The following is a 17,845-nucleotide window of genomic DNA, read 5'->3' as shown; positions in this document are numbered from 1 at the left end:
CTCTCCCGCGCCTGTCACGCTTGTGTCGATTTCGGCGTCGCCGCCGGGCCGCGGGTTCACATCGCGGCGGTATCGATCGTCGGTCTTATCAAGATTTGCGAGACGTTCGCGCGGGCCGGCAGCGAGGCGATAAAAACGATCGCCGCGGCGATGTCGGACGGCTGCATCGCGCCTTCCTTGCCGACATGCTGCGTCATCGCCGCGCGCATCGCCGGATCGCTGATGCCGCCGGCCACTTCGGTCTGGGTCGCGCCGGGCTCGACGATGCTGACGCGAACGCCGGCCCCGCCCACCTCCTGGCGCAGGCCCTCGGTCAGGCCGGTGAGCCCGAACTTGCTGGTCGAATAGGGGCCGAACAGGCCCGCGGCGCGGCGGCCGGCGGTCGAGGAGATGTTGATGATGTCACCCGCCCCTTGGGCCTTCATCGGGCCGATCGCCGCCTTGCAGGTGTAGAGCGTGCCCAGCAGGTTGATGTCGAGGACGCGCCGCCATTCGTCGGTCGAGAGGCTTTCGACGCCGCCGGACTGGATCACCCCGGCCGAGTTGACGAGGATGTCGATGCGGCCCAGCCGGGCGACGGTGTCCTCGACCGCGCCCACAGCCTCGGCTTCCACCGAAACGTCCCCGGGCAGGGCCAAGGCCTTGCCGCCTGCCGCCGCGATCCGCGCGACCAGGTCGTGCAGGCGCTCGGCGCGCCGGCCGGAGACGGCGACCGTGACGCCGGCCTGGGCCAGGGCCAGCGCCGCGGCCTCGCCGATGCCCGACGATGCGCCGGTGACCAGCGCGACCTTGCCCGACAGGCTATCCGACATGTCGTTTCCTCCCGACGGTTCGCCGTTCCGCCCAGCCTTGCGCAGCCTCCTCGACCGCGTCGAGCCGTCGGCCTCCAGATATCGCTCGGGCGGACTTGCCCGGCCTTATGGGAAGCGCGCGATCACCTGCGGGAGGTCGACGGTCGTGCGAATGCCCGGCGCCGCCGCGCACACGGCCGCGACGGCGTTGACGGCCCGGTGGGCGGTCAGGCCGGGCGTGAAGGCGGCGTAGTGCTCGGGCGCGACCGGGAAGGTGATGCCGACGTCGAGCGGCGTGTCGCCCTCGACCCGGATCCGCCAGCCGGATTCGCGCAGCTCCCAATCGGCGTGGGCGATGTCGCGCGAGCAGTACCAGTTGGCGCGGAAGCGCAGCGCGGGCTTGCCACCGCGCAGGCCCGAAACGGTGATGCGCTGGGCGGCGACCTGGCCGGCCTCGATCACGCCCGCGGCGATCTCCACCCGCTTGGCCGCCGGCGACATCTCGCCGGCCGCGACCCATTCGTCGATCTCGATCCCGATACCCTCAGCGATCTGGGCCAGCGAGTCGGCGAAGTTGCGCCTCACATGCTCGACCTTGCGCGGGTCGAACGCGCCGATCGCGGCCCCATAGCCCATCACCCGGAACAGCAGGTCGGGCGAGTTGCGGCTGGACATGTCGGCGAACTCCTCGATCGTCAGACAATCGAGCCGGCGCGACAGCGACAGCAGCGGAAGCGTCAGCGCCTCGGTCACGAAGCCGGGGCTGGAGCCGGTGCTGTGGATCGAGGTCCCGCCGGCCTGGCACGCCGCCTCGACCCGGGCCCGGACCTGGGGGTCCATCGCCGGCGGGTGGTGGAAGTCGCCGCGGGTGGTGACAACGTTCTTGCCGGAGACCAGCAGGGCGCAGAGCTCGTCGATGTCCGTGCCCTGGCGCATGTAGAGGACGCAATCGGCCTCCGTCGCGACCATCGCGTCCACCGAATGGGTGGCGACGATCCCGCAGGGGGCGACGCCGGCAAGAACCCCGGCGTCCTGGCCCGCCTTGGCCGGCGAACTCACCCAGAGTCCAGCCAGCTCCAACTCGGGATGCTCGATCACGGCGCGCAGGGCGCGCGCGCCGATATTGCCGGTCGCCCATTGAATGACGCGGTAAGGTCCGGACACGGCCGCCTCCCTGAGTTTCTTGTCTATGGAGCCAGGTAGCCGAGCGTTTCCTGGCGCGGGTCGGGCGAATCCGCCCGCCAGCGAACCGATCCGAACGGCCGCTCCAGCCGGCGGCGGACCCGCTTGGGCGCGCCCTCCTGGATGAAGGCCTCCACCTCCGACTGGACAATCAGGTCCGCCTGGGTGAAGCGATCGCGCATCCGCAGATAGTCGCCCCAGGTCGGGAACTGGAAGCGCTCGGTCCACAGGGCCGGATCGGCGATGTCGCGCGAGATCGACCAGTTGAAGGCCCCGTTGCGCATCCGCGTGCGCTGGACCTTCAGCATGGCGTCGTAATAGGGCCGCGCCTGGTCGGGAGCGACCTGGTAGTCGATCTCGATCACCACCGGGCCGGACCGCAGGGTCAGGGCCATCGCCACTTCCGGTTCATGGTCGAGCTCGACGGCCTCGACCCCGTCGACGCCCATCTCGGGAAGCCGGAACAGGAACGCCAGCAGCGGCGTCGCGCACAGGCAGACTCCCGAAGCGATCACCGCGACCTGCACCGACCAGCCGTTGGCCACCACGCCCCAGAGCACCGCCCCGATCGCGATGCCGCCGGTCAGGGCGGACGAGAACAGCGACAGGGCCCGCGCCGTCACCCAACGCGGCGAGGCCAGCTGGACCGAGATGTTGAACAGGGCGATGGTCAGGATGTTGCCGGCCCCGGCCAGGAAAAGGCCGGCGCAGGTCAGCGCCAGCGAGTGGCTGAAACCGACCAGGACCAGCGCCAGGCCGGACGCCAGGGCCAGGATCCGGGCCGCCGTCTCGTTGCCCAGCCGCTCGCGGACCCGGCTGACCATCAGCGCGCCGACGACCGCGCCGACCCCGCTGGATCCGAGCAGGAGCCCATAGGTGCTGGCGTTCCCCGCCAGCAGATCCTTGGCGATCAGCGGGGCCAGGGCGGTGGCCGAGGCGCCGGCCAGTCCGAACAGGAAGGCGCGGACGAGAACGGTCCGGACCGGGCCGGAATGCAGCGCATAGCGCACGCCGGACACGATGGCCCGGTCGATCCGCTCGGGCGGCAGTCGCGACGGCGCATGCCGTCGCTTCCACAGGAAGAAGGCCCCCAGCAGCGGCAGGTAGCAGACCGCATTGACGGCGAAGGCCGCCTTGGCCCCGGCCGCCAGGACGATGAGGCCGCCCAGGGCCGGGCCGAAGCTGCGGGCGAAGTTGTAGCTGATCGATCCCAGGGCGATGGCGGCGGGCAGATGGGCCGGCGGCACCTGCTCGCTGATCGAGGCCTGCCAGGACGGGCTGTAGAGCGCCACCCCCGCCCCGATCAGCGAGCAGAAGCCCAGCAGCATCCAGGGCGAGGTCAGTCCCAGCCAGGCCAGCAGGGTCAGCAGCCCGCCGCTGGCGACCGAGAAGGCCAGGCCGGTCATGGCGATCTTGCGCCGATCGAACATGTCGGCGACCGCGCCGGCCGGCACTGCGACCAGCATCAAGGGCAGCATCAGCGCCGTCTGGACCATCGCCACCAGGCTGGCCGACGAGGTCAGGCGGGTCATCTCCCAGGCGGCGCCGACCCCCAGGATCAGCTGGCCGAAATTGGAAAGGACGCTGGCGGACCAGATGCCTCGAAACACGGGATCGCGCAGCGGCTCAAACGCGCCGCCTCGCCGCTCCGGCTCCCCGCCGCTGTCTGTCGCCATCGCGGAGTTCACCCCATCAGCGTGCGTGATCCGTCTCTCCCGAAATTGGTATCCGCCAGGCCTGCGGGAGGGAAGCCGAGCCGCTTGCGCCGGCACGGGCGTCGGCCGGGAGAGAGCCGAGCATATCATTGATTATGCTACTGTTTTTTCGATCTCGATTGCGCGCTTCGCCGCCCATCCATCGCCGTCGCGATTGGTGGGAGGATGGCGCGCGCTCGGACTGCGTGCGATATCCGCTAAAGCGCTTTGCGCGGCTCCGGGAGAAAACGATGGCCGAGGCCTATATCATCGACGCCGTCAGAACGCCCCGCGCGATCGGCAAGACCGGCAAGGGCGCCTTTTCGGGCATGCACCCGCAGCATCTGGCCGCGACGGTGCTCGCCGCGCTCAAGGACCGCAACGCGATCCGGACCGACGAGGTCGACGACATCATCTGGGGCACCAGCGCCCAGGCCGGCCTGCAGGGCGGCGACCTCGGCCGGATGGCGGCGCTGGACGCCGGCTTCGACGTCAAGGCCAGCGGCGTGACGCTGGACCGCTTCTGCGGCTCGGGCATCACCGCCACCAGCCTGGCGGCGGCCCAGATCATGTCGGGCATGGAAGACTGCGTCATCGCCGGCGGCACCGAGATGATGAGCCATGTCGTCGACTACGGCATGAAGCTGCGCGAGGCCAAGGTGAACGCCGCCAGCGGCCTGGGCACCGGCAATGCGCGGCTGCAGGCCCGGCATCCCCAGACCAACCAGGGGGTCGCCGCCGATGCGATCGCGGGGATGGAGGGGATCAGCCGCGAGGCGCTGGACGCTTTCGGGGCCGAAAGCCAGCGCCGGGCGGCCCACGCCATCGCCGAAGGCCGCTTCGCCCGGTCGACCGTGTCGGTCCGCGACGAGGACGGCAATCTCGTCCTCGATCACGAGCAGTATCCGCGTCCGGAGACCACGGTGGAAAGCCTGGCCCAGATCAAGCCGGCGTTCGCGGCGTTCTACGACCTGCCGTCGAGCCCGGGCGGCCCCACCTTCAAGCAACTGGTCCAGCAGAAATATCCCGACCTTGAGTTTGAGCCGGTCCACCATGTCGGCACCTCTTCGGGCGTCGTCGACGGGGCGGCGGCCATTCTCCTGGCGTCCAAGGCCTATGCCGAAAAGCAGGGCTGGACGCCGCGCGCGCGGATCGTGGCGACCGCCAATGTCGGCGACGATCCGACCCTGATGCTCAACGGACCGGTTCCCGCCGCCAGGAAGGTGCTCGCCAAGGCCGGCCTGACCACCGACGATATCGACGTCTTCGAGGTCAATGAGGCCTTCGCCGTCGTGGTCGAGAAATTCATCCGCGACCTCGATCTGGACCGGGCCAAGGTCAATCCCAACGGCGGGGCGATCGCCCTGGGCCACCCGATCGGCGCGACCGGCGCGGTGCTGATCGGCGCCGCCCTCGACGAGCTCGAGCGCACCAACGGGCGCTACGGCCTGATCACCATGTGCGCGGCGGGCGGGATGGCCCCCGCGATCATCATCGAGCGTCTCTGAGGCGCCCATGGGCCAGCCGGACAAGAACGCGCCCGTGGACAGGCGGGCCATTTCGCTCAAGCTGACGGTGCTGACCCGCCAGATGCGCATGAGCTTCGACCAGAGCGTGGCCAGCATCGGCGTCACCCGCTCGCAATGGACGCTGATCGCGGTGATCGTCCGGCGCCCCGCCGCGACCCAGCGCGAAGTCGCCGAGATCCTGGAGATGTCGGAGGCCTCCACGGGCCGGCTGATCGACCGGCTCTGCGCCGACGGCCTGCTCGAGCGGCGGCCGAAGGAAGACGATCGTCGCGCCTATTGCGTCCACCTGACCGAAGCCGCCGGCGCGATCCTGGAAAAGATCTCGGCGGTGGCCAGCGAGCACGAGAAGATCGCCTTCGCCGGGTTCAGCGACGACGACCTGCAGAAGCTGGACGGCTATCTGAGCCTGATCGCCGCCAACCTCGCCGGCTCGCGATAGCCGGCACGAAAAGGGCCGCAACCCAGGTTGCGGCCCCTTCCCTATTCTCGATGAGCGGCGGGCCAGGGCCCGCCGATCCCGTCTAGCGGGTCATCAGGTCGCGCTTGGTCATGCTGGTGGCGAACTTGCCGTCGACCTCGGTCAGGGTCGCGGCCGGTACGGTCACGACCTTGCCGTCGAGCAACAGTTGCGGGCCCTTGGAGTCGAGCTTGTAGATCGCGGCCAGCTTCTTGCCGTCGGCGTCGTAAAGCATCTTGCCCACCGCCACCTTGACCAAGCCTTCGGGCTCGGCGGCGGCGACCGCGCTGACGCTCACGAGAGCGGAAACCGGCAGGGCGGCCACCAGGGCCAGGATGAGGCCAAACTTTTTCACGTTAGCTCCGTGTTCAAAAAACGCGTCGGGGAGGTCGTTCGATAATCCTAAGCTAGGTTAGTATATTTTCGCTGTCAAGCGCTCCCGTGCCGCGCCGCACAAAAACCTCTGCGTGCGCCGGACAGCAAACGGCCTGGCCGGAAACCGGCCAGGCCGCGGAGGGCCTGAGAGATCGATCCGGTGGCGGGCTGGGACAGGTTTCCTCAGGTTGAATCGCGCATTTCAAATCCCCGTCTCCCCGGCGAAGGCCGGGGCCCAGGTGAAACCCACGAGCCGCTCAGGATGAATCTGGGTCCCGGCCTTCGCCGGGAAGACGGAAGAAGGAGCGAACGCGTCGATCTAAGATCGGTACGCTAGCGCGGCGGCATCCGGATCGCGCCGTCGAGGCGGATCGTCTGGGCGTTGAAGTAGCTGTTGCGCGCCAGTTCCATCACCAGACTGGCGAACTCTTCCGGCTTGCCCAGGCGCTTGGGGAACGGGACCGACTGGTTCAGCGCGTCCCACATGGCCGGATTGGCGTCCTTGAACCGCAGCATCGGCGGGGTCGCGAAGATGCCGGGCATGATCGAATTGACGCGAACGCCCAGGTCCATCAGGTCGCGGGCCATGGGCAGGACCAGCCCATTGACGCCCGCCTTCAGCGACCCGTAGGCGACCTGGCCTACCTGGCCGTCCTGGGCGGCCGCGCTGGAGGTCAGGATGATGGCGCCGCGCTCGCCGTCCTCCAGCGGGTCGAGACCGGCCATGCCAAGGGCGGAAATCGACGCGACCCGATAGCTGGCGACCAGCACGCCCTGGGCCGACAGGGCGTAGTCCTCGGTCGAGAAGCGCTTGAAGCCGCCGGTTTCCTTGTCGCGGGAGACGGTCTTGCCGCCCTTGGTGACGACGGCGCAGTGGACGAGGACGCGCTCCTGTCCGTTGGCGGCGCGGGCCTGCTCGAACCCGGCCAGGACGCTGTCCTCGGAGGTGATGTCGACCTTGCAGAACAGCGCGCCAATGTCGTCGGCGATCTTCTGGCCGTTCTCCGCATTGATGTCGAAAATCGCGACCTTCACGCCGGCCGCCAGCAGGGCCTGGGCCGAGGCGAGACCCAGGCCCGATGCGCCGCCGGTGACGACGGCGGAAAGCGACGAGTCGATCTTCATGCTGGTTCTCCAAGCCCGGTTTGATCGCAGCTATCGCCACCGGCGACCGGTTCTCAACAGACACCCCGGCGACCGCTTCCGGATATCGCCCCGGCGCTAACGGCCGGGCGCGCATCGCGCCGGCGATGGCGGCGGCGCGGACGCCGCCCACGGGTTGCCGCGGTCGCCCCAGCTTCTAGTTTTCCTCGGAGTATTGGCGCCTTTCAGCGTGATCCGGACAAGGGGAAGACTATGACTCAGGTCATGAAGGGCGTGCGCGTGCTGGAAGTGGCGCAGTTCACCTTCGTGCCGGCGGCGGGAGGCATCCTGGCCGACTGGGGCGCGGACGTCATCAAGATCGAGCATCCCGTGCGGGGCGACACCCAGCGCGGCTTCCTCAACATGGGCGGAGTCAAGCTCGACCCGCTGCGCCACACGCTGTTCGAACACCCCAACCGCGGCAAGCGCAGCGTCGGGATCGACGTCTCGACGCCCGAGGGCCAGGCCGTGCTCTACGAACTGGCCAAGACCGCCGACGTCTTCCTGACCAACTACCTGCCGCAGGTCCGCCAGAAGAACAAATTCGACGTAGAGCACATCCGCGCGGTCAATCCCAACATCATCTATGCGCGCGGCAGCGCCCTGGGCAACAAGGGGCCCGAGCGCGAGACCGGCGGCTTCGACGGCACCTGCTTCTGGTCGCGAAGCGGCGTCGCCCACGCCATGACGCCGGCCGAAATGGAAGGCCCGCTGACCCAGGGCATTCCGGCCTTCGGCGACTCGATCGGCGGCATGTTCATCGCCGGCGGCATCGCCGCGGCCCTGTACCATCGCGAAAAGACCGGAGAAGGCGCGGAACTGGACGTCTCGCTGCTGAGCGCCGCCTGGTGGGCGTCGGGCGCTCTGGTGTCGCAGGTGATGGAAACCGGCATCGTCACGCGCAACCCGATGCCGACCTCCGGCGGGGCGTCGCGCAACCCGTTCATGGGCAATTTCCGCACCTCGGACGGCGGCACGATCAATCTGTGCATGGTCAGCCCGACCGGCCTGATCCGCGACACTTTCGAGCATGCCGGCGCGCCCGAGGCCGCCGACGACCCCCGCTTCAAGGACGTGCTGTCGCTGATCGAAAACGCCGGGGCCGCCAGCGACATCCTGGTCAAGGCGTTCGCCGCCAAGCCCTTCGCCTATTGGCGCCAGCACCTGAAGACCATGAAGGGCCAATGGGCGCCGATCCAGAGCTTCGAGGACCTGCTGACCGACGACCAGGCGGTGGCCAACGACATGATCATCGAGGTCGAGGGCGCCGACGGCGGCGCGCCGCTTCGGCTCGTTCGCGGGCCGGTGCAGTTCGACGGGGTTCCCGTGCAGACGACTCGCTCGCCCCAGCCCTCAGAGCACACCGAGCTGGTGCTGATGGAAATGGGCCTGGAATGGGACCGGATCGAGGACCTGAAGGCCAAGGGCGCCATCGCCTGACCGCCTGACGCGGTCCTTTTCGCCCCTCCAGGCCGCGATTCCGCGGTTCCTGTGCGACCCGTCGCCGCGCCGCCGCGCCTGGCGGCGGGCCCGCGCCCTCCCCCATCGCAACCGGGCGACGGGCGGAAACCTGGCTTGCGTGCGGTCGGCTCGCCGCTTCGAAAGGTCGCAACGGCGGCCCTGGAAATCCTAAAGAATACATAAGGATACGGCGCCTTGAATGGGCCTCCGCCGGTTGCGTGGCGCGGCAGGAAAGACCCGGTCGGCCGTGGCCGAGTGTCAGTTTGCGTCCCTCGCGCTCCCGATGGAACGGCGCGCCTCGCCACCGCTGGCGGCTTGAAAAAAACCGAGATACTCTCATCTTTGTTGACATCAGACCCGGCCTATTCAACACTCCTGTCTATTATAAAAAAACACAGGGAGGCCCACGGCGATGAACGGATCGAACAAGGCCAAGTTTGCCAAGCGCGTGATCGAGGTGCTCGAGTTCTTCGACGAGGAGCATCCCCAGGCGACGGTGATGGACATCGTCCGCCGCTTCGATCGCCCCCAGTCGAGCACGTCTGAGCTGCTGTACTGCCTCGTCGAGGTGGGCCTGCTCTACAAGGACCCCCATTCGCGCTCCTATTCCCCCACCCCGCGCGCCGCCATCCTCGGATGCGCCGCGCAGCCGAGCCTGGTTCGCGACGGCCGCCTGACCGGCCTGATCGACCGGCTGAGCGCCCAGACCGGCCTCGGCGTCGGCGTCTTCGGCATGGTCGGCCTGCAGGTGCAGATCTACAGCTGGCGCGGCGGCCAGAAGGCCCTGCGCACCTCGAACCCGTTCGGCATCTGCGGCGGGCAGAAGGATCATCTTTCCAGCTCGGCGGCCGGTTGGCTGCTGGTGTCGACCGTCGCCCAGCCGCGCCGGGAGAACATGCTGCGCCGGCTGAACGCCGAAGCCTCCGCGGACCGCAAGTTCTGCGTTTCCGAGCTGGCCGCGCGGGTCCAGCAATGCCACGAGCAAGGCTCGGTGACCGACGCGGCGGGCTTCGGCTCGAACGCGCAGATCACCGCCATGCTGTTCCCGGGCCTGCCGCAGAACCAGCCGCTGGCCATCGGCTTCGCCTATGAGCCCAGCGAGCAGATCGATCCCTCCCTGCTGCTGCAGACCCTGAGGGACTCGGTCGAGCGCTGCTTCAGCGAACAGGCCGCCGCGTCGGCCGTGGTCCAGCCGCTGTTCGAAACCGCCGATCTCCAGACCGTCTCGGCGGCGGCTCGGGCGCCGACGGCCGGAATGTCGATGTCGATGCCCAGCTGATGCGTGTCGGGCCGCTGCGGCGGCCCGACCGGCCTATTCCGGCGACCGATCCTCCAGCGGTCGCCTGGCGGCGATGGAGAAATCCACCACTGCCCCGACCCGCCTGGCCTCTTCCTTGCGCCCGGCCTGGAAGGTGAAACAGGTGGGCGGCATGCGGCTCGCGTCGGACTGCCGCTCCATCGGGATCGCCCGGCCCCGCGCGACGATGGCGCCCCAACGCAGCAGGCGCGCCGCCTCCTGGGCCTGGCCGTCCAGGGAGGCGATCCAGTCGCCGAGCTGGAACAGGGTCTTGCCCGCCGCGCCGGCCGGTTCTTCGATCACATCGTTCCGCTCGACAAGGCGCAGTGCAGGCCGCCCGTCACGCGTGATGTCGCCGATACGGACGCCGTCGGTCGCGTCGGTCACCGTCATTTCATAGCGGATCGACGCGGCGTCGCCGGCATGGGCGGCGGCGATTAGCGCCATGTCATGGAGATGGGTGCAATTGGCCGACTTTTCGCCGCGCGCCGCCGCCGCGTCCAGCCGGACGCCGGTGAAGGTGGCGGCCAGCTGCTGCACGGCGCCCGGACAGGTCGACCACGGGGCGCGCACCAACTCGGCCTCGACGCCAAGGATGGTCTCGCCGTCGTGGCGCAGGGTCACGCCCATATGATGGAAGTCGTCCTCGACCCAGGCGCGGACCCAGCCGTCGCCGGGGGTCACCAGCACGTGGCGATGAAACGCCGGAAGGGAGCGGGCGTCCTGGCGCACGCCCCGCCTCAGTCCCGGGTCAGCAGCAGCGCCGCCGCCATCGGCCCGCCGCCGGAGGTGGCGACCGCGACCTTCGGATCGCCTGCAATCTGCCGCGCGCCGCCCTGCCCGCGAAGCTGCACCACGGCCTCATAGGCGAAGCCGAAGCCATGCAGGCGCCCCCAACCGAGCTGGCCGCCGCCGGTGTTCATCGGCAGGTCGCCGTCGCGGGCGATCCGCGCGCCCCCTTCGAGGAAGGCGCCGCCCTCCCCGACCTCGCAGAAGCCCAGCCCCTCGAGCCAGGTGATCGGCTGGAAGGCGAAGCCGTCATAGAGCTGGACGGTGTCGACGTCCTTGGGCCGATAGTCGGTAGTCTTCCACAGGTCGCGGCCGGTCGGATAGGCGCTGGCCCATTCGGCCTGGTCCCAGCTGTAGCGTTCCACCGAGCCGGCCGAGGCCGCGATGCGGACCGGCGTGGTCTTGACCTCGCCCAGCGCGTCGCCGGCCGAGACGATGACCACCGTCGAGGCGTCGGTGAACCGATCGCAGTCATAGAGGCAGAACGGCGTCGAGATCATCCGCGCCGACATGTAGTCGTCCATGGTCAGCGGCTTCTTGACCAGCGCCCGCGGGTTCAGCGCGGCGTTGGCGTGGTCGTTGAGCGCCACCTGGGCGAGCTGCTCGCGCGTCAGGCCATAGCGCTTCATGTGCCGCATCGCGAACTGGGCCGTCCAGTTGGCGGCCGAGAAGGCCCCGAACGGCGAGACCCATTGCGAATTGCCGGTCACGCCTTCGCGCCGTTCCAGCGGCGGGAATTCGTCTGGCCGCGACAGGGCCGCGGCCTCATAGACGGTGCGGAAGCAGAGGACGTGGCGGGCCAGGCCGGCCTTGACGGCGTTGGCGGCCTCGGCGATCGCGCCGAGCTGGGCGGTCATTTCCGCCGCCCCGACATGCCAGCGGGTCTTCAGGCCCAGCGCCTCGATCAGCTCGTCGGCCCCGATCGGCGAAAAGCCGAGGAAGGTCTGCATCTTGCCCGGATAGGTCGCCACGCCGTCGATCTGGTCGAGCCTCAGCCCCGCATCGGCGATGGCTTCCCTGACCGCGTCGACCGTCAGGCCCAGCGGCGAGCGCGCCAGCCGCACGCCGACCTCCGACATGCCGATACCGGTGATATAGGCTTCCTGCGCCACCGCTCAGCCCACCTTTTCGAACAGCGGAAACCAGACGCCGTCCTGTTCCTCGAAGACCACGCGGACCGGATCGTCGATATCGACCGCGTCGACCGGGCAGTTGACGATATTGGTCGTCAGATAGACCCCCGGCGCGTCATCCAGCTTCACCCGGGCGATGACGAAGGGCACGTCCATGTCCTTGGCCCAGGCCTGGTGGTTGACGGTGTAGGTGTCGACGACGCCCGTCCCGGCCACGGCGTGGGGGGCGACGTTTTCCGACAGGCAGAACCGGCAGATCTCGCGCGGCGGGTGGATGAACCCGCCGCAGTCGCCGCACTTGGCGATGTTGAGCTTGCCCTCGGCGCCGCCGGTCCAGAAGGCCCGGTTATCCTTGTCGAGCCGGGGACGCGAGCGCTGCCAGGTCAAGTTCAGACATCCCACACCAGGTGGAGCGCGTCCGGCCCGATCACATGCCCGCCGTGGAAGGTGACCTCCTTGGTCGGGTCGAGGCGGAATTCCGGCAGGCCCTTGAGCATTTCCTCGTACAGCACCTGCAGTTCGATCCGCGCCAGGTGCGAGCCCAGGCAGCGGTGGGGACCGGTGCCGAAGGCGATGTGCACCTTGTTCTCCCGGGCCAGGTTGTATTCTTCCGGGTTCTTGAACTCGGTCGGGTCGAGGTCGGCGGCCGGCAGGAAAAGCAGCGCCGTCTCGCCCTTCTTCATCTGCACGCCCTCGAACTCGGCGTCGTTCAGCAGGAAGCGCGGCGGTACGGTGAAGGTGTAGCGGCGCAGCAGCTCCTCGCCAGCCTCGGGCACCAGGGCCAGGTTGTCGCGCAGTTGCTGCTGCAGTTCGGGATGCATCGCCAGGTGACGCACGCCCAGGCCCATGGCGTTCATCACGGTGTCGAGGCCGGCGATGAACAGCATCACCGCATAGTTCTCGATGTCGTGCAGGGTCGCCGGCTTGCCGTTGTACTCCGACTGCCAGAGCATCGAGATGATGTCGTCCTGGGGATTGTCGCGACGGTCGAGGATCGTCTCGTTCATCGCGTCGGCCACCTTGCGCAGGCGGGCCTGCACGGCCTTGGAGTCCGTCGTGTGCGAATGCAGGTGCTCGGCGACGAGGTCGCGATAGACGCGGCCCTTCTCGACCGGCAGGCCGAACAGCAGCAGGAAGATGGTGACCGGCAGCGGCTCGGCCAGGGCGGTCATGAACTCGCAGCCGCCGTCGGGCCGCACCTTCTGCACCAGCTCGGCGGCCAGGGTGCGAATGTTGTCCTTCAGCGCCAGCATCGCCTTGGGCGAGAACGGCTTCTGCAGCGGGCCGCGATAGTGGGTGTGGTGCGGCGGATCGACGGTGATCGGCAGCGGAATGAGCATCTTCTTCTCATCCGGCAGATCGGCGTTGATGTGCGCCAGCATCTCGTAGGGCATCGGCGCATTGCTGAAGATGCTGGGGTCGCGCGAGGCGTTGTAGACCGCGCTGTGGCCGCGCAGCACCCAGTGGCCGCCATGGCGCGGGGTCCAGAAGATCGGCGGCGCGGTCTTGGCGATCTCCAGGATGCGGGCGTGGGCGTCCTTGTGCAGCGCCGGGTCGAAGTAGTGATCGTAATCGAACACCAGCGCGTCCGGCACGTGATCCGGCTTGGGAACGGCTGGCGTCAGGCTGGCTTGGACCATGGGTGTCTCCGGCGAACGCCGCTGAATGTGTTTATGCGCGACCGCGACGAACGGGTCCGCGCAGCATGGCCAATGTGTCGCGCGCACCCCCGGCGATGGCAATGGCCGCCCCGCGCCAGCGGCGGCCAATAACGCCCGGGCGATTGCACGCGAACCGGACGGCGGGCGACGTTGATCGTACGCTGGTTCTCCGTTCATAGGATTGGCCAAGCCAGGGTGTGGGAGAGGTCGCATGAGGATTCGCATCGAGAAAGCCGCCTGCGTCGGCAACGCCCGTTGCGCCGCGGTTTCCAAGGAACTCTTCCCCCTGAACGAGGACGGCTACATCGACACCGACGGCTTCGACGTGCCCGAGGGCATGGAAAAGCTGGCCAGGAACGGCGCCCGCGCCTGCCCCGAACGCATCATCTATGTCGAGGAAGACGACGGCACGATCTCCTGGCCGCCCAAGAAGCCCGCCTGACCCCATTCCACGGAGCAGAACAATGAACGACGTCTTGGGCTACAGGGGCAAGCGGGTCATCGTCACCGGCTGTTTCTCCGGCATGGGCGAGGCGACGGCCAAGCTGCTGCTCGACCTCGGCGCCGAGGTGCACGGCCTGGACTACAAGGACTCCGCCCTTCCCCTCGCCTCGTTCAACAATGTCGACCTGCGCGACCCCGCCTCGATTGAGGCGGGGGTGGCCGCGATCGGCGGCAAGGTCGACGCCCTGTTCAACTGCGCCGGCCTGCCCCAGTCCTTCCCGCCGCTGGACGTGATGAAGGTCAATTTCATCGGCACGCGGCACTTGACCGAGCAGGTCGTGCCGCTGATGGGCCCGGGCGGCGCGATCGCCAGCATCGCCTCGACCGGCGGTCTGGGCTGGAGCCGCCGCATCCCCACCAGCATGGAAATCATCGCCGCCCAGGGCTTCCAGGCCGCGGTCGACTGGTGCGAGGCGCACATGGACGTCGTCGCCGAGGGCTATTCGTTCTCCAAGGAGAACATCATCGTCTGGACCCAGTTCATGGGCGCCCACCTGATCAAGAAGGGCGTCCGCATCAACTGCACCCTGCCCTCCCCGACCCAGACGCCGATGATGGACGCGTTCGAGAAGACCTCGGGCAAGGAAGTGGTCGAGGCCGCGACCCAGCCGATGGGCCGCTATTCGACCGCCGCCGAACAGGCCGGCGGCCTGGTGCTCGTCAACAGCAACCTGGCCAGCATCGTCAACGGCGTGGTCTTCCCAGTCGACGGCGGCTTCATGGGCGGGGTGGCGACCGGCCAGGTCGACCTCAGCGTCATGATGCGCCGGCGCCAGGCTTGAGCCAGGGTCGGGAAGCGAGGCAAAGGCCATGAATTTCGACCTGCCCGAAGATCAGGAAATGATGCGCGACATGTTCGCGCGCTTCCTGGACGCCAACAGCTCGATGGCCCGCGTCCGGGCCGCGGCGCCGTCCGGCTTCGATGCGACGCTCTGGAAGGGCCTCGCCGAGCAGGGCGCCCTGTCGATCCGGGTTCCGGAAGCGGCCGGCGGGCTGGGCCTGGGCCTGATCGACGCCGTCGTCCTGATGGAGGAGGCCGGCCGCACGCTCGCCTCGGGGCCCCTGGCCGAAGCCCTGGTCGCCGCGCGCCTGCTGGCCCAGCTGGGCTCGGACCAGACCGCCGACCTGTTGGCCCGCGCCCTGGCCGGCGAGGCCGTGGTCACCCTCGCCTTCCATGACCTCGCCGCCCAGCCGCGCCAATGGATCGCCGGCGGCCTGGTCGCCGAGAGCCTGATCGCCCGCCGGGGCGACGACGTCGTGCTGGTGTCCGTGCCGCCCAGCGCGCGGGTCGCCGAGGACAATCTCGCCTCGACCCCGCTGGCCGAGATCGACCTGGCGGGCTTGCCCCAGACGGTCCTCGCCTCGGGTCCGGCCGCGCTGGCGACCTTCGCGGCCGGGGTCGAAGAGTGGAAGCTGCTGATCTCGGCCGCCCTGGCGGGCCTTGGCCGCGAGGCGCTGAAGCTGGCCGCCGCCTACGCCAGCGAGCGCAAGCAGTTCGGGCAGTTCATCGGCCAGTTCCAGGCGATCTCGCACCCCCTCGCCGACCTCGCCTGCGAGGTCGACGGCGGCAAGTTCCTGGTCTGGAAGGCGATCCGCGACATCGCCGACGGTGCTCCCGAAGCCGCCGCGGCCGTCTCCATCGCCGCCTGGTGGAACGCCGGGGCCGCCGCCCGCACGGTCGCCCAGGCCCTGCACACCTTCGGCGGCTATGGCCTCACCACCGAGTACGACATCTTCCTGTTCAACCTGCGCGCCAAGGCCTGGCCGCTGGTGCTGGGCGATCCGCAGCGGCTGCTCGACGAGGCCGGCCGCCGCCTCTATGCCGGCGAAACCGCCGCCCTGCCCGAAGCCGGCGAAAGCCCGATCGACTTCGACCTGGGCGAGGACGCCCGCGCGATCGCCGAAGAGATCGACGCCTTCTTCGCCAAGCACGTCACGCCCGAAATGCGCGAGACCTTCCACTACAGCTGGGAAGGCTACAATCCGGAGCTCAACAGGAAGCTCGCCGAGGCCAACCTGCTGTATCTGGGCCTGCCCAAGGACGTCGGCGGCCGCGGCCTGTCGGCCTACGCCAAGATCGCGGCGATGGATGCGCTCGAGACCCAGGGCTACAACAACCCCGCCGCCGGCGTGTCGCAGATGGTGGCGCTGATCATCCAGCGCTTCGGCACGGAAGAGCTGAAGCGGGACGTCCTGCCGCAGATCATGTCGGGCGAGGTCATCTGCAGCCTGGGCTATTCCGAGCCGGGATCGGGCTCGGACGTCTTCGCCGCCCAATGCCGCGCCACGCCGGACGGCGACGGCTGGCGGATCGACGGCACCAAGATGTTCACCAGCGGCGCCAACCTGGCCAGCTATGTGCTGCTGCTGGCCCGCACCAATCCCGACGTGGCCAAGCACAAGGGGCTGACGATGTTCATCGTCCCCCTCAAGACCGACGGGGTCACGATCCAGCCCGTCTACACCTTCCAGGACGAGCGGACGAACATCACCTTCTATGACGGCGTCCAGATCCCCGACAGCTATCGGCTGGGCGAGGTCGACGGCGGCGTCCGGACGATGAGCGCCAGCCTGGAGCTCGAACATGGCGGCGGCTTCGCCAAGTACCAGCGCAAGATGCTCGAAGCCGGCGAGAAGCTGTGTCGCGAGATCGTCTACCAGGGCGAGCCGCTGATCGAGGACGGGTCGGCCCGGGCCCGGCTGGCGCGCACCGCCGCTAACCTGTGGGTCTCGGAGTTGCTCACCTACCGCGCCACCTGGGTGATCGCCGAGAAGAAGATCAACCTGGCCTATGGCCCGATGGCCAAGATGTTCTCGTCCGAGAAGTTCCTCAGCGACGCCCGCGACCTGATCGACCTGACCGCCCCGCTCTCGCTGTCCAAGCGCAAGGGTCCGGCGGCCGAGATCAACATGTTCTATCGGCACGCCCAGGGGTCTACGATCTACGGCGGCACGAGCGAGGTCCACCGCTCGATGATCGCCGAGCGCGGACTGGGCCTGCCGCGTACGCGAGCCTAAGGAGTCTTCATGTCGGACGAACCGCACCTCCTGACCGAGGAACAGGACGGCGTCCTGATCGCCACGCTGAACCGTCCCGACAAGCTCAATGCGCTGTCGGCGCAAACCATGCAGCTGTTCGAACAGGCCCTGCACCGCTTCCGGGACACGCCCGAGTTGAAGGTGCTGCTGATCCGCGCCAACGGCCGCTACTTCTGCTCCGGCGCCGACCTGCGCGGCGGATCCTCGACCGCGCCGGCGCGCACGGCTTCGGCCATCCGCGAAAACCACCGCCTGAACCTCAACGGCATGCACCGCATCTATGACGAGATGGAGCATGTCGAAAAGCCGATCGTCAGCGCCATCCACGCCGCCTGCGTCGGCGGCGGGCTGGAGCTGGTGCTGTCCTGCGACTTCCGGCTGGCGGCCAAGGGCGCGTCGTTCGCCTTTCCCGAGGGCCTGTTCGGCGTGCTCCCGGCCTCGAACGGCGTCAGCCGCCTGACCCGCCTCTGCGGGCCGCACTGGGCGCGCTGGCTGATCATGGGCAACCAGAAGGCCGACGCCGATCGCGCGCTGATCATGGGCCTGGTGCACGAGGTGTTGCCGGACGAAGGCTTCGCCGAGGCGGCGCTGGCCTTCTGCCGCCACCTGACCCAGTCATCCGCCGAACAGATGGGGGCGGCTAAGATCGCCATCGACCTGGCCGCCGAACTCGGCCGCGAAAGCGGCCGCCATGTCGAGCGCATGGCCAACAGCGCCCTGATGCTCAACCCCGCCTATCTCGAAGGCATCGAGCGCTACATCAAGAACCTGGGCGCCAAGGACAAATAAG

At 68.7% G+C, this 17,845-nt stretch carries 17 protein-coding genes; 8 read left to right on the top strand and 9 right to left on the bottom strand.

Annotation, left to right across the window (positions count from 1 at the left end; all coding sequences use genetic code 11):
• Nucleotides 1-56: 56 nt before the first annotated feature.
• The 3 genes from ACIPQB_RS13325 to ACIPQB_RS13315 form a co-directional block, all read right to left on the bottom strand.
• A complete protein-coding gene (locus ACIPQB_RS13325; RefSeq protein ID WP_446485723.1) occupies nt 57-812 on the bottom strand; it encodes an SDR family oxidoreductase in 756 nt (251 codons plus the stop codon).
• A 105-nt stretch (nt 813-917) separates the two neighbouring features.
• Nucleotides 918-1,955, bottom strand: a complete 1,038-nt coding sequence (locus tag ACIPQB_RS13320) for an NAD(P)H-dependent amine dehydrogenase family protein (RefSeq protein WP_446485722.1) — start codon at nt 1,953-1,955, stop codon at nt 918-920.
• A gap of 23 nt (nt 1,956-1,978) precedes the next feature.
• Nucleotides 1,979-3,649: an MFS transporter gene (locus ACIPQB_RS13315; protein ID WP_446485721.1), complete on the bottom strand. Its 1,671-nt coding sequence runs from the start codon at nt 3,647-3,649 to the stop codon at nt 1,979-1,981.
• Between the two features lie 269 nt (nt 3,650-3,918).
• On the opposite strand from ACIPQB_RS13315, the gene ACIPQB_RS13310 reads away from it, so the two are divergent.
• Both ACIPQB_RS13310 and ACIPQB_RS13305 read left to right on the top strand, forming a co-directional pair.
• Nucleotides 3,919-5,175, top strand: coding sequence for an acetyl-CoA C-acetyltransferase (locus ACIPQB_RS13310; RefSeq protein ID WP_446485720.1), 1,257 nt, complete (start codon nt 3,919-3,921; stop codon nt 5,173-5,175).
• 7 nt (nt 5,176-5,182) lie between these two features.
• Nucleotides 5,183-5,635: a MarR family winged helix-turn-helix transcriptional regulator gene (locus ACIPQB_RS13305; RefSeq protein WP_446485719.1), complete on the top strand. Its 453-nt coding sequence runs from the start codon at nt 5,183-5,185 to the stop codon at nt 5,633-5,635.
• A gap of 82 nt (nt 5,636-5,717) precedes the next feature.
• Here the strand turns inward: ACIPQB_RS13305 and ACIPQB_RS13300 are convergent, their stop codons facing one another.
• Entirely contained in the window at nt 5,718-6,008 is a 291-nt protein-coding gene (locus tag ACIPQB_RS13300) for a hypothetical protein (RefSeq protein ID WP_446485718.1), read from the bottom strand.
• A gap of 353 nt (nt 6,009-6,361) precedes the next feature.
• The gene (locus ACIPQB_RS13295; protein ID WP_446485717.1) at nt 6,362-7,153 is read right to left on the bottom strand and encodes an SDR family NAD(P)-dependent oxidoreductase; all 792 of its coding nucleotides are present in this window, start codon (nt 7,151-7,153) and stop codon (nt 6,362-6,364) included.
• A 231-nt stretch (nt 7,154-7,384) separates the two neighbouring features.
• On the opposite strand from ACIPQB_RS13295, the gene ACIPQB_RS13290 reads away from it, so the two are divergent.
• Both ACIPQB_RS13290 and ACIPQB_RS13285 read left to right on the top strand, forming a co-directional pair.
• A complete protein-coding gene (locus ACIPQB_RS13290; RefSeq protein WP_446485716.1) occupies nt 7,385-8,611 on the top strand; it encodes a CaiB/BaiF CoA transferase family protein in 1,227 nt (408 codons plus the stop codon).
• A gap of 433 nt (nt 8,612-9,044) precedes the next feature.
• Nucleotides 9,045-9,911 (top strand): helix-turn-helix domain-containing protein, encoded by an 867-nt coding sequence (locus ACIPQB_RS13285; RefSeq protein WP_446485715.1) that lies wholly within the window; start codon nt 9,045-9,047, stop codon nt 9,909-9,911.
• A 33-nt stretch (nt 9,912-9,944) separates the two neighbouring features.
• Here the strand turns inward: ACIPQB_RS13285 and ACIPQB_RS13280 are convergent, their stop codons facing one another.
• The 4 genes from ACIPQB_RS13280 to ACIPQB_RS13265 are packed head-to-tail and all read right to left on the bottom strand — an operon-like array spanning nt 9,945 to nt 13,491.
• The gene (locus ACIPQB_RS13280) at nt 9,945-10,661 is read right to left on the bottom strand and encodes a DUF2889 domain-containing protein (protein WP_446485714.1); all 717 of its coding nucleotides are present in this window, start codon (nt 10,659-10,661) and stop codon (nt 9,945-9,947) included.
• Nucleotides 10,662-10,669: 8 nt separating this feature from the next.
• Nucleotides 10,670-11,830, bottom strand: a complete 1,161-nt coding sequence (locus tag ACIPQB_RS13275; RefSeq protein WP_446485713.1) for a thiolase family protein — start codon at nt 11,828-11,830, stop codon at nt 10,670-10,672.
• A gap of 3 nt (nt 11,831-11,833) precedes the next feature.
• The gene (locus ACIPQB_RS13270) at nt 11,834-12,238 is read right to left on the bottom strand and encodes a Zn-ribbon domain-containing OB-fold protein (RefSeq protein WP_446485712.1); all 405 of its coding nucleotides are present in this window, start codon (nt 12,236-12,238) and stop codon (nt 11,834-11,836) included.
• A gap of 2 nt (nt 12,239-12,240) precedes the next feature.
• Nucleotides 12,241-13,491 (bottom strand): cytochrome P450, encoded by a 1,251-nt coding sequence (locus tag ACIPQB_RS13265; protein ID WP_446485711.1) that lies wholly within the window; start codon nt 13,489-13,491, stop codon nt 12,241-12,243.
• A gap of 232 nt (nt 13,492-13,723) precedes the next feature.
• On the opposite strand from ACIPQB_RS13265, the gene ACIPQB_RS13260 reads away from it, so the two are divergent.
• From ACIPQB_RS13260 to ACIPQB_RS13245, 4 genes are read left to right on the top strand one after another with little or no spacing between them, the layout of a single operon-like run.
• Nucleotides 13,724-13,954 carry a ferredoxin gene (locus ACIPQB_RS13260; protein ID WP_446485710.1) on the top strand — a complete coding sequence of 77 codons (231 nt, stop codon included), beginning with the start codon at nt 13,724-13,726 and terminating at the stop codon, nt 13,952-13,954.
• A gap of 22 nt (nt 13,955-13,976) precedes the next feature.
• Nucleotides 13,977-14,798 (top strand): coniferyl-alcohol dehydrogenase, encoded by an 822-nt coding sequence (locus tag ACIPQB_RS13255; protein WP_446485709.1) that lies wholly within the window; start codon nt 13,977-13,979, stop codon nt 14,796-14,798.
• A gap of 28 nt (nt 14,799-14,826) precedes the next feature.
• Nucleotides 14,827-17,034, top strand: coding sequence for an acyl-CoA dehydrogenase family protein (locus ACIPQB_RS13250; protein WP_446485708.1), 2,208 nt, complete (start codon nt 14,827-14,829; stop codon nt 17,032-17,034).
• Nucleotides 17,035-17,043: 9 nt separating this feature from the next.
• Nucleotides 17,044-17,844 carry an enoyl-CoA hydratase/isomerase family protein gene (locus ACIPQB_RS13245; protein WP_446485707.1) on the top strand — a complete coding sequence of 267 codons (801 nt, stop codon included), beginning with the start codon at nt 17,044-17,046 and terminating at the stop codon, nt 17,842-17,844.
• The last annotated feature ends 1 nt before the right edge of the window (nt 17,845 follow it).

The organism is Caulobacter sp. LARHSG274 (genome assembly GCF_052871235.1).
Note: the sequence above shows the minus strand (reverse complement) of the source record. Positions and strands in the feature narration are given on the sequence as shown.

What these genes read in the sequence shown, in the direction of transcription:
- ACIPQB_RS13325 (WP_446485723.1), bottom strand. Translation starts at nt 812, where the DNA reads ATGTCGGATAGCCTGTCGGGCAAGGTCGCGCTGGTCACCGGCGCATCG.
- ACIPQB_RS13315 (WP_446485721.1), bottom strand. Translation starts at nt 3,649, where the DNA reads ATGGCGACAGACAGCGGCGGGGAGCCGGAGCGGCGAGGCGGCGCGTTT.
- ACIPQB_RS13310 (WP_446485720.1), top strand. Translation starts at nt 3,919, where the DNA reads ATGGCCGAGGCCTATATCATCGACGCCGTCAGAACGCCCCGCGCGATC.
- ACIPQB_RS13305 (WP_446485719.1), top strand. Translation starts at nt 5,183, where the DNA reads ATGGGCCAGCCGGACAAGAACGCGCCCGTGGACAGGCGGGCCATTTCG.
- ACIPQB_RS13295 (WP_446485717.1), bottom strand. Translation starts at nt 7,153, where the DNA reads ATGAAGATCGACTCGTCGCTTTCCGCCGTCGTCACCGGCGGCGCATCG.
- ACIPQB_RS13290 (WP_446485716.1), top strand. Translation starts at nt 7,385, where the DNA reads ATGACTCAGGTCATGAAGGGCGTGCGCGTGCTGGAAGTGGCGCAGTTC.
- ACIPQB_RS13285 (WP_446485715.1), top strand. Translation starts at nt 9,045, where the DNA reads ATGAACGGATCGAACAAGGCCAAGTTTGCCAAGCGCGTGATCGAGGTG.
- ACIPQB_RS13265 (WP_446485711.1), bottom strand. Translation starts at nt 13,491, where the DNA reads ATGGTCCAAGCCAGCCTGACGCCAGCCGTTCCCAAGCCGGATCACGTG.
- ACIPQB_RS13260 (WP_446485710.1), top strand. Translation starts at nt 13,724, where the DNA reads ATGAGGATTCGCATCGAGAAAGCCGCCTGCGTCGGCAACGCCCGTTGC.
- ACIPQB_RS13255 (WP_446485709.1), top strand. Translation starts at nt 13,977, where the DNA reads ATGAACGACGTCTTGGGCTACAGGGGCAAGCGGGTCATCGTCACCGGC.
- ACIPQB_RS13250 (WP_446485708.1), top strand. Translation starts at nt 14,827, where the DNA reads ATGAATTTCGACCTGCCCGAAGATCAGGAAATGATGCGCGACATGTTC.
- ACIPQB_RS13245 (WP_446485707.1), top strand. Translation starts at nt 17,044, where the DNA reads ATGTCGGACGAACCGCACCTCCTGACCGAGGAACAGGACGGCGTCCTG.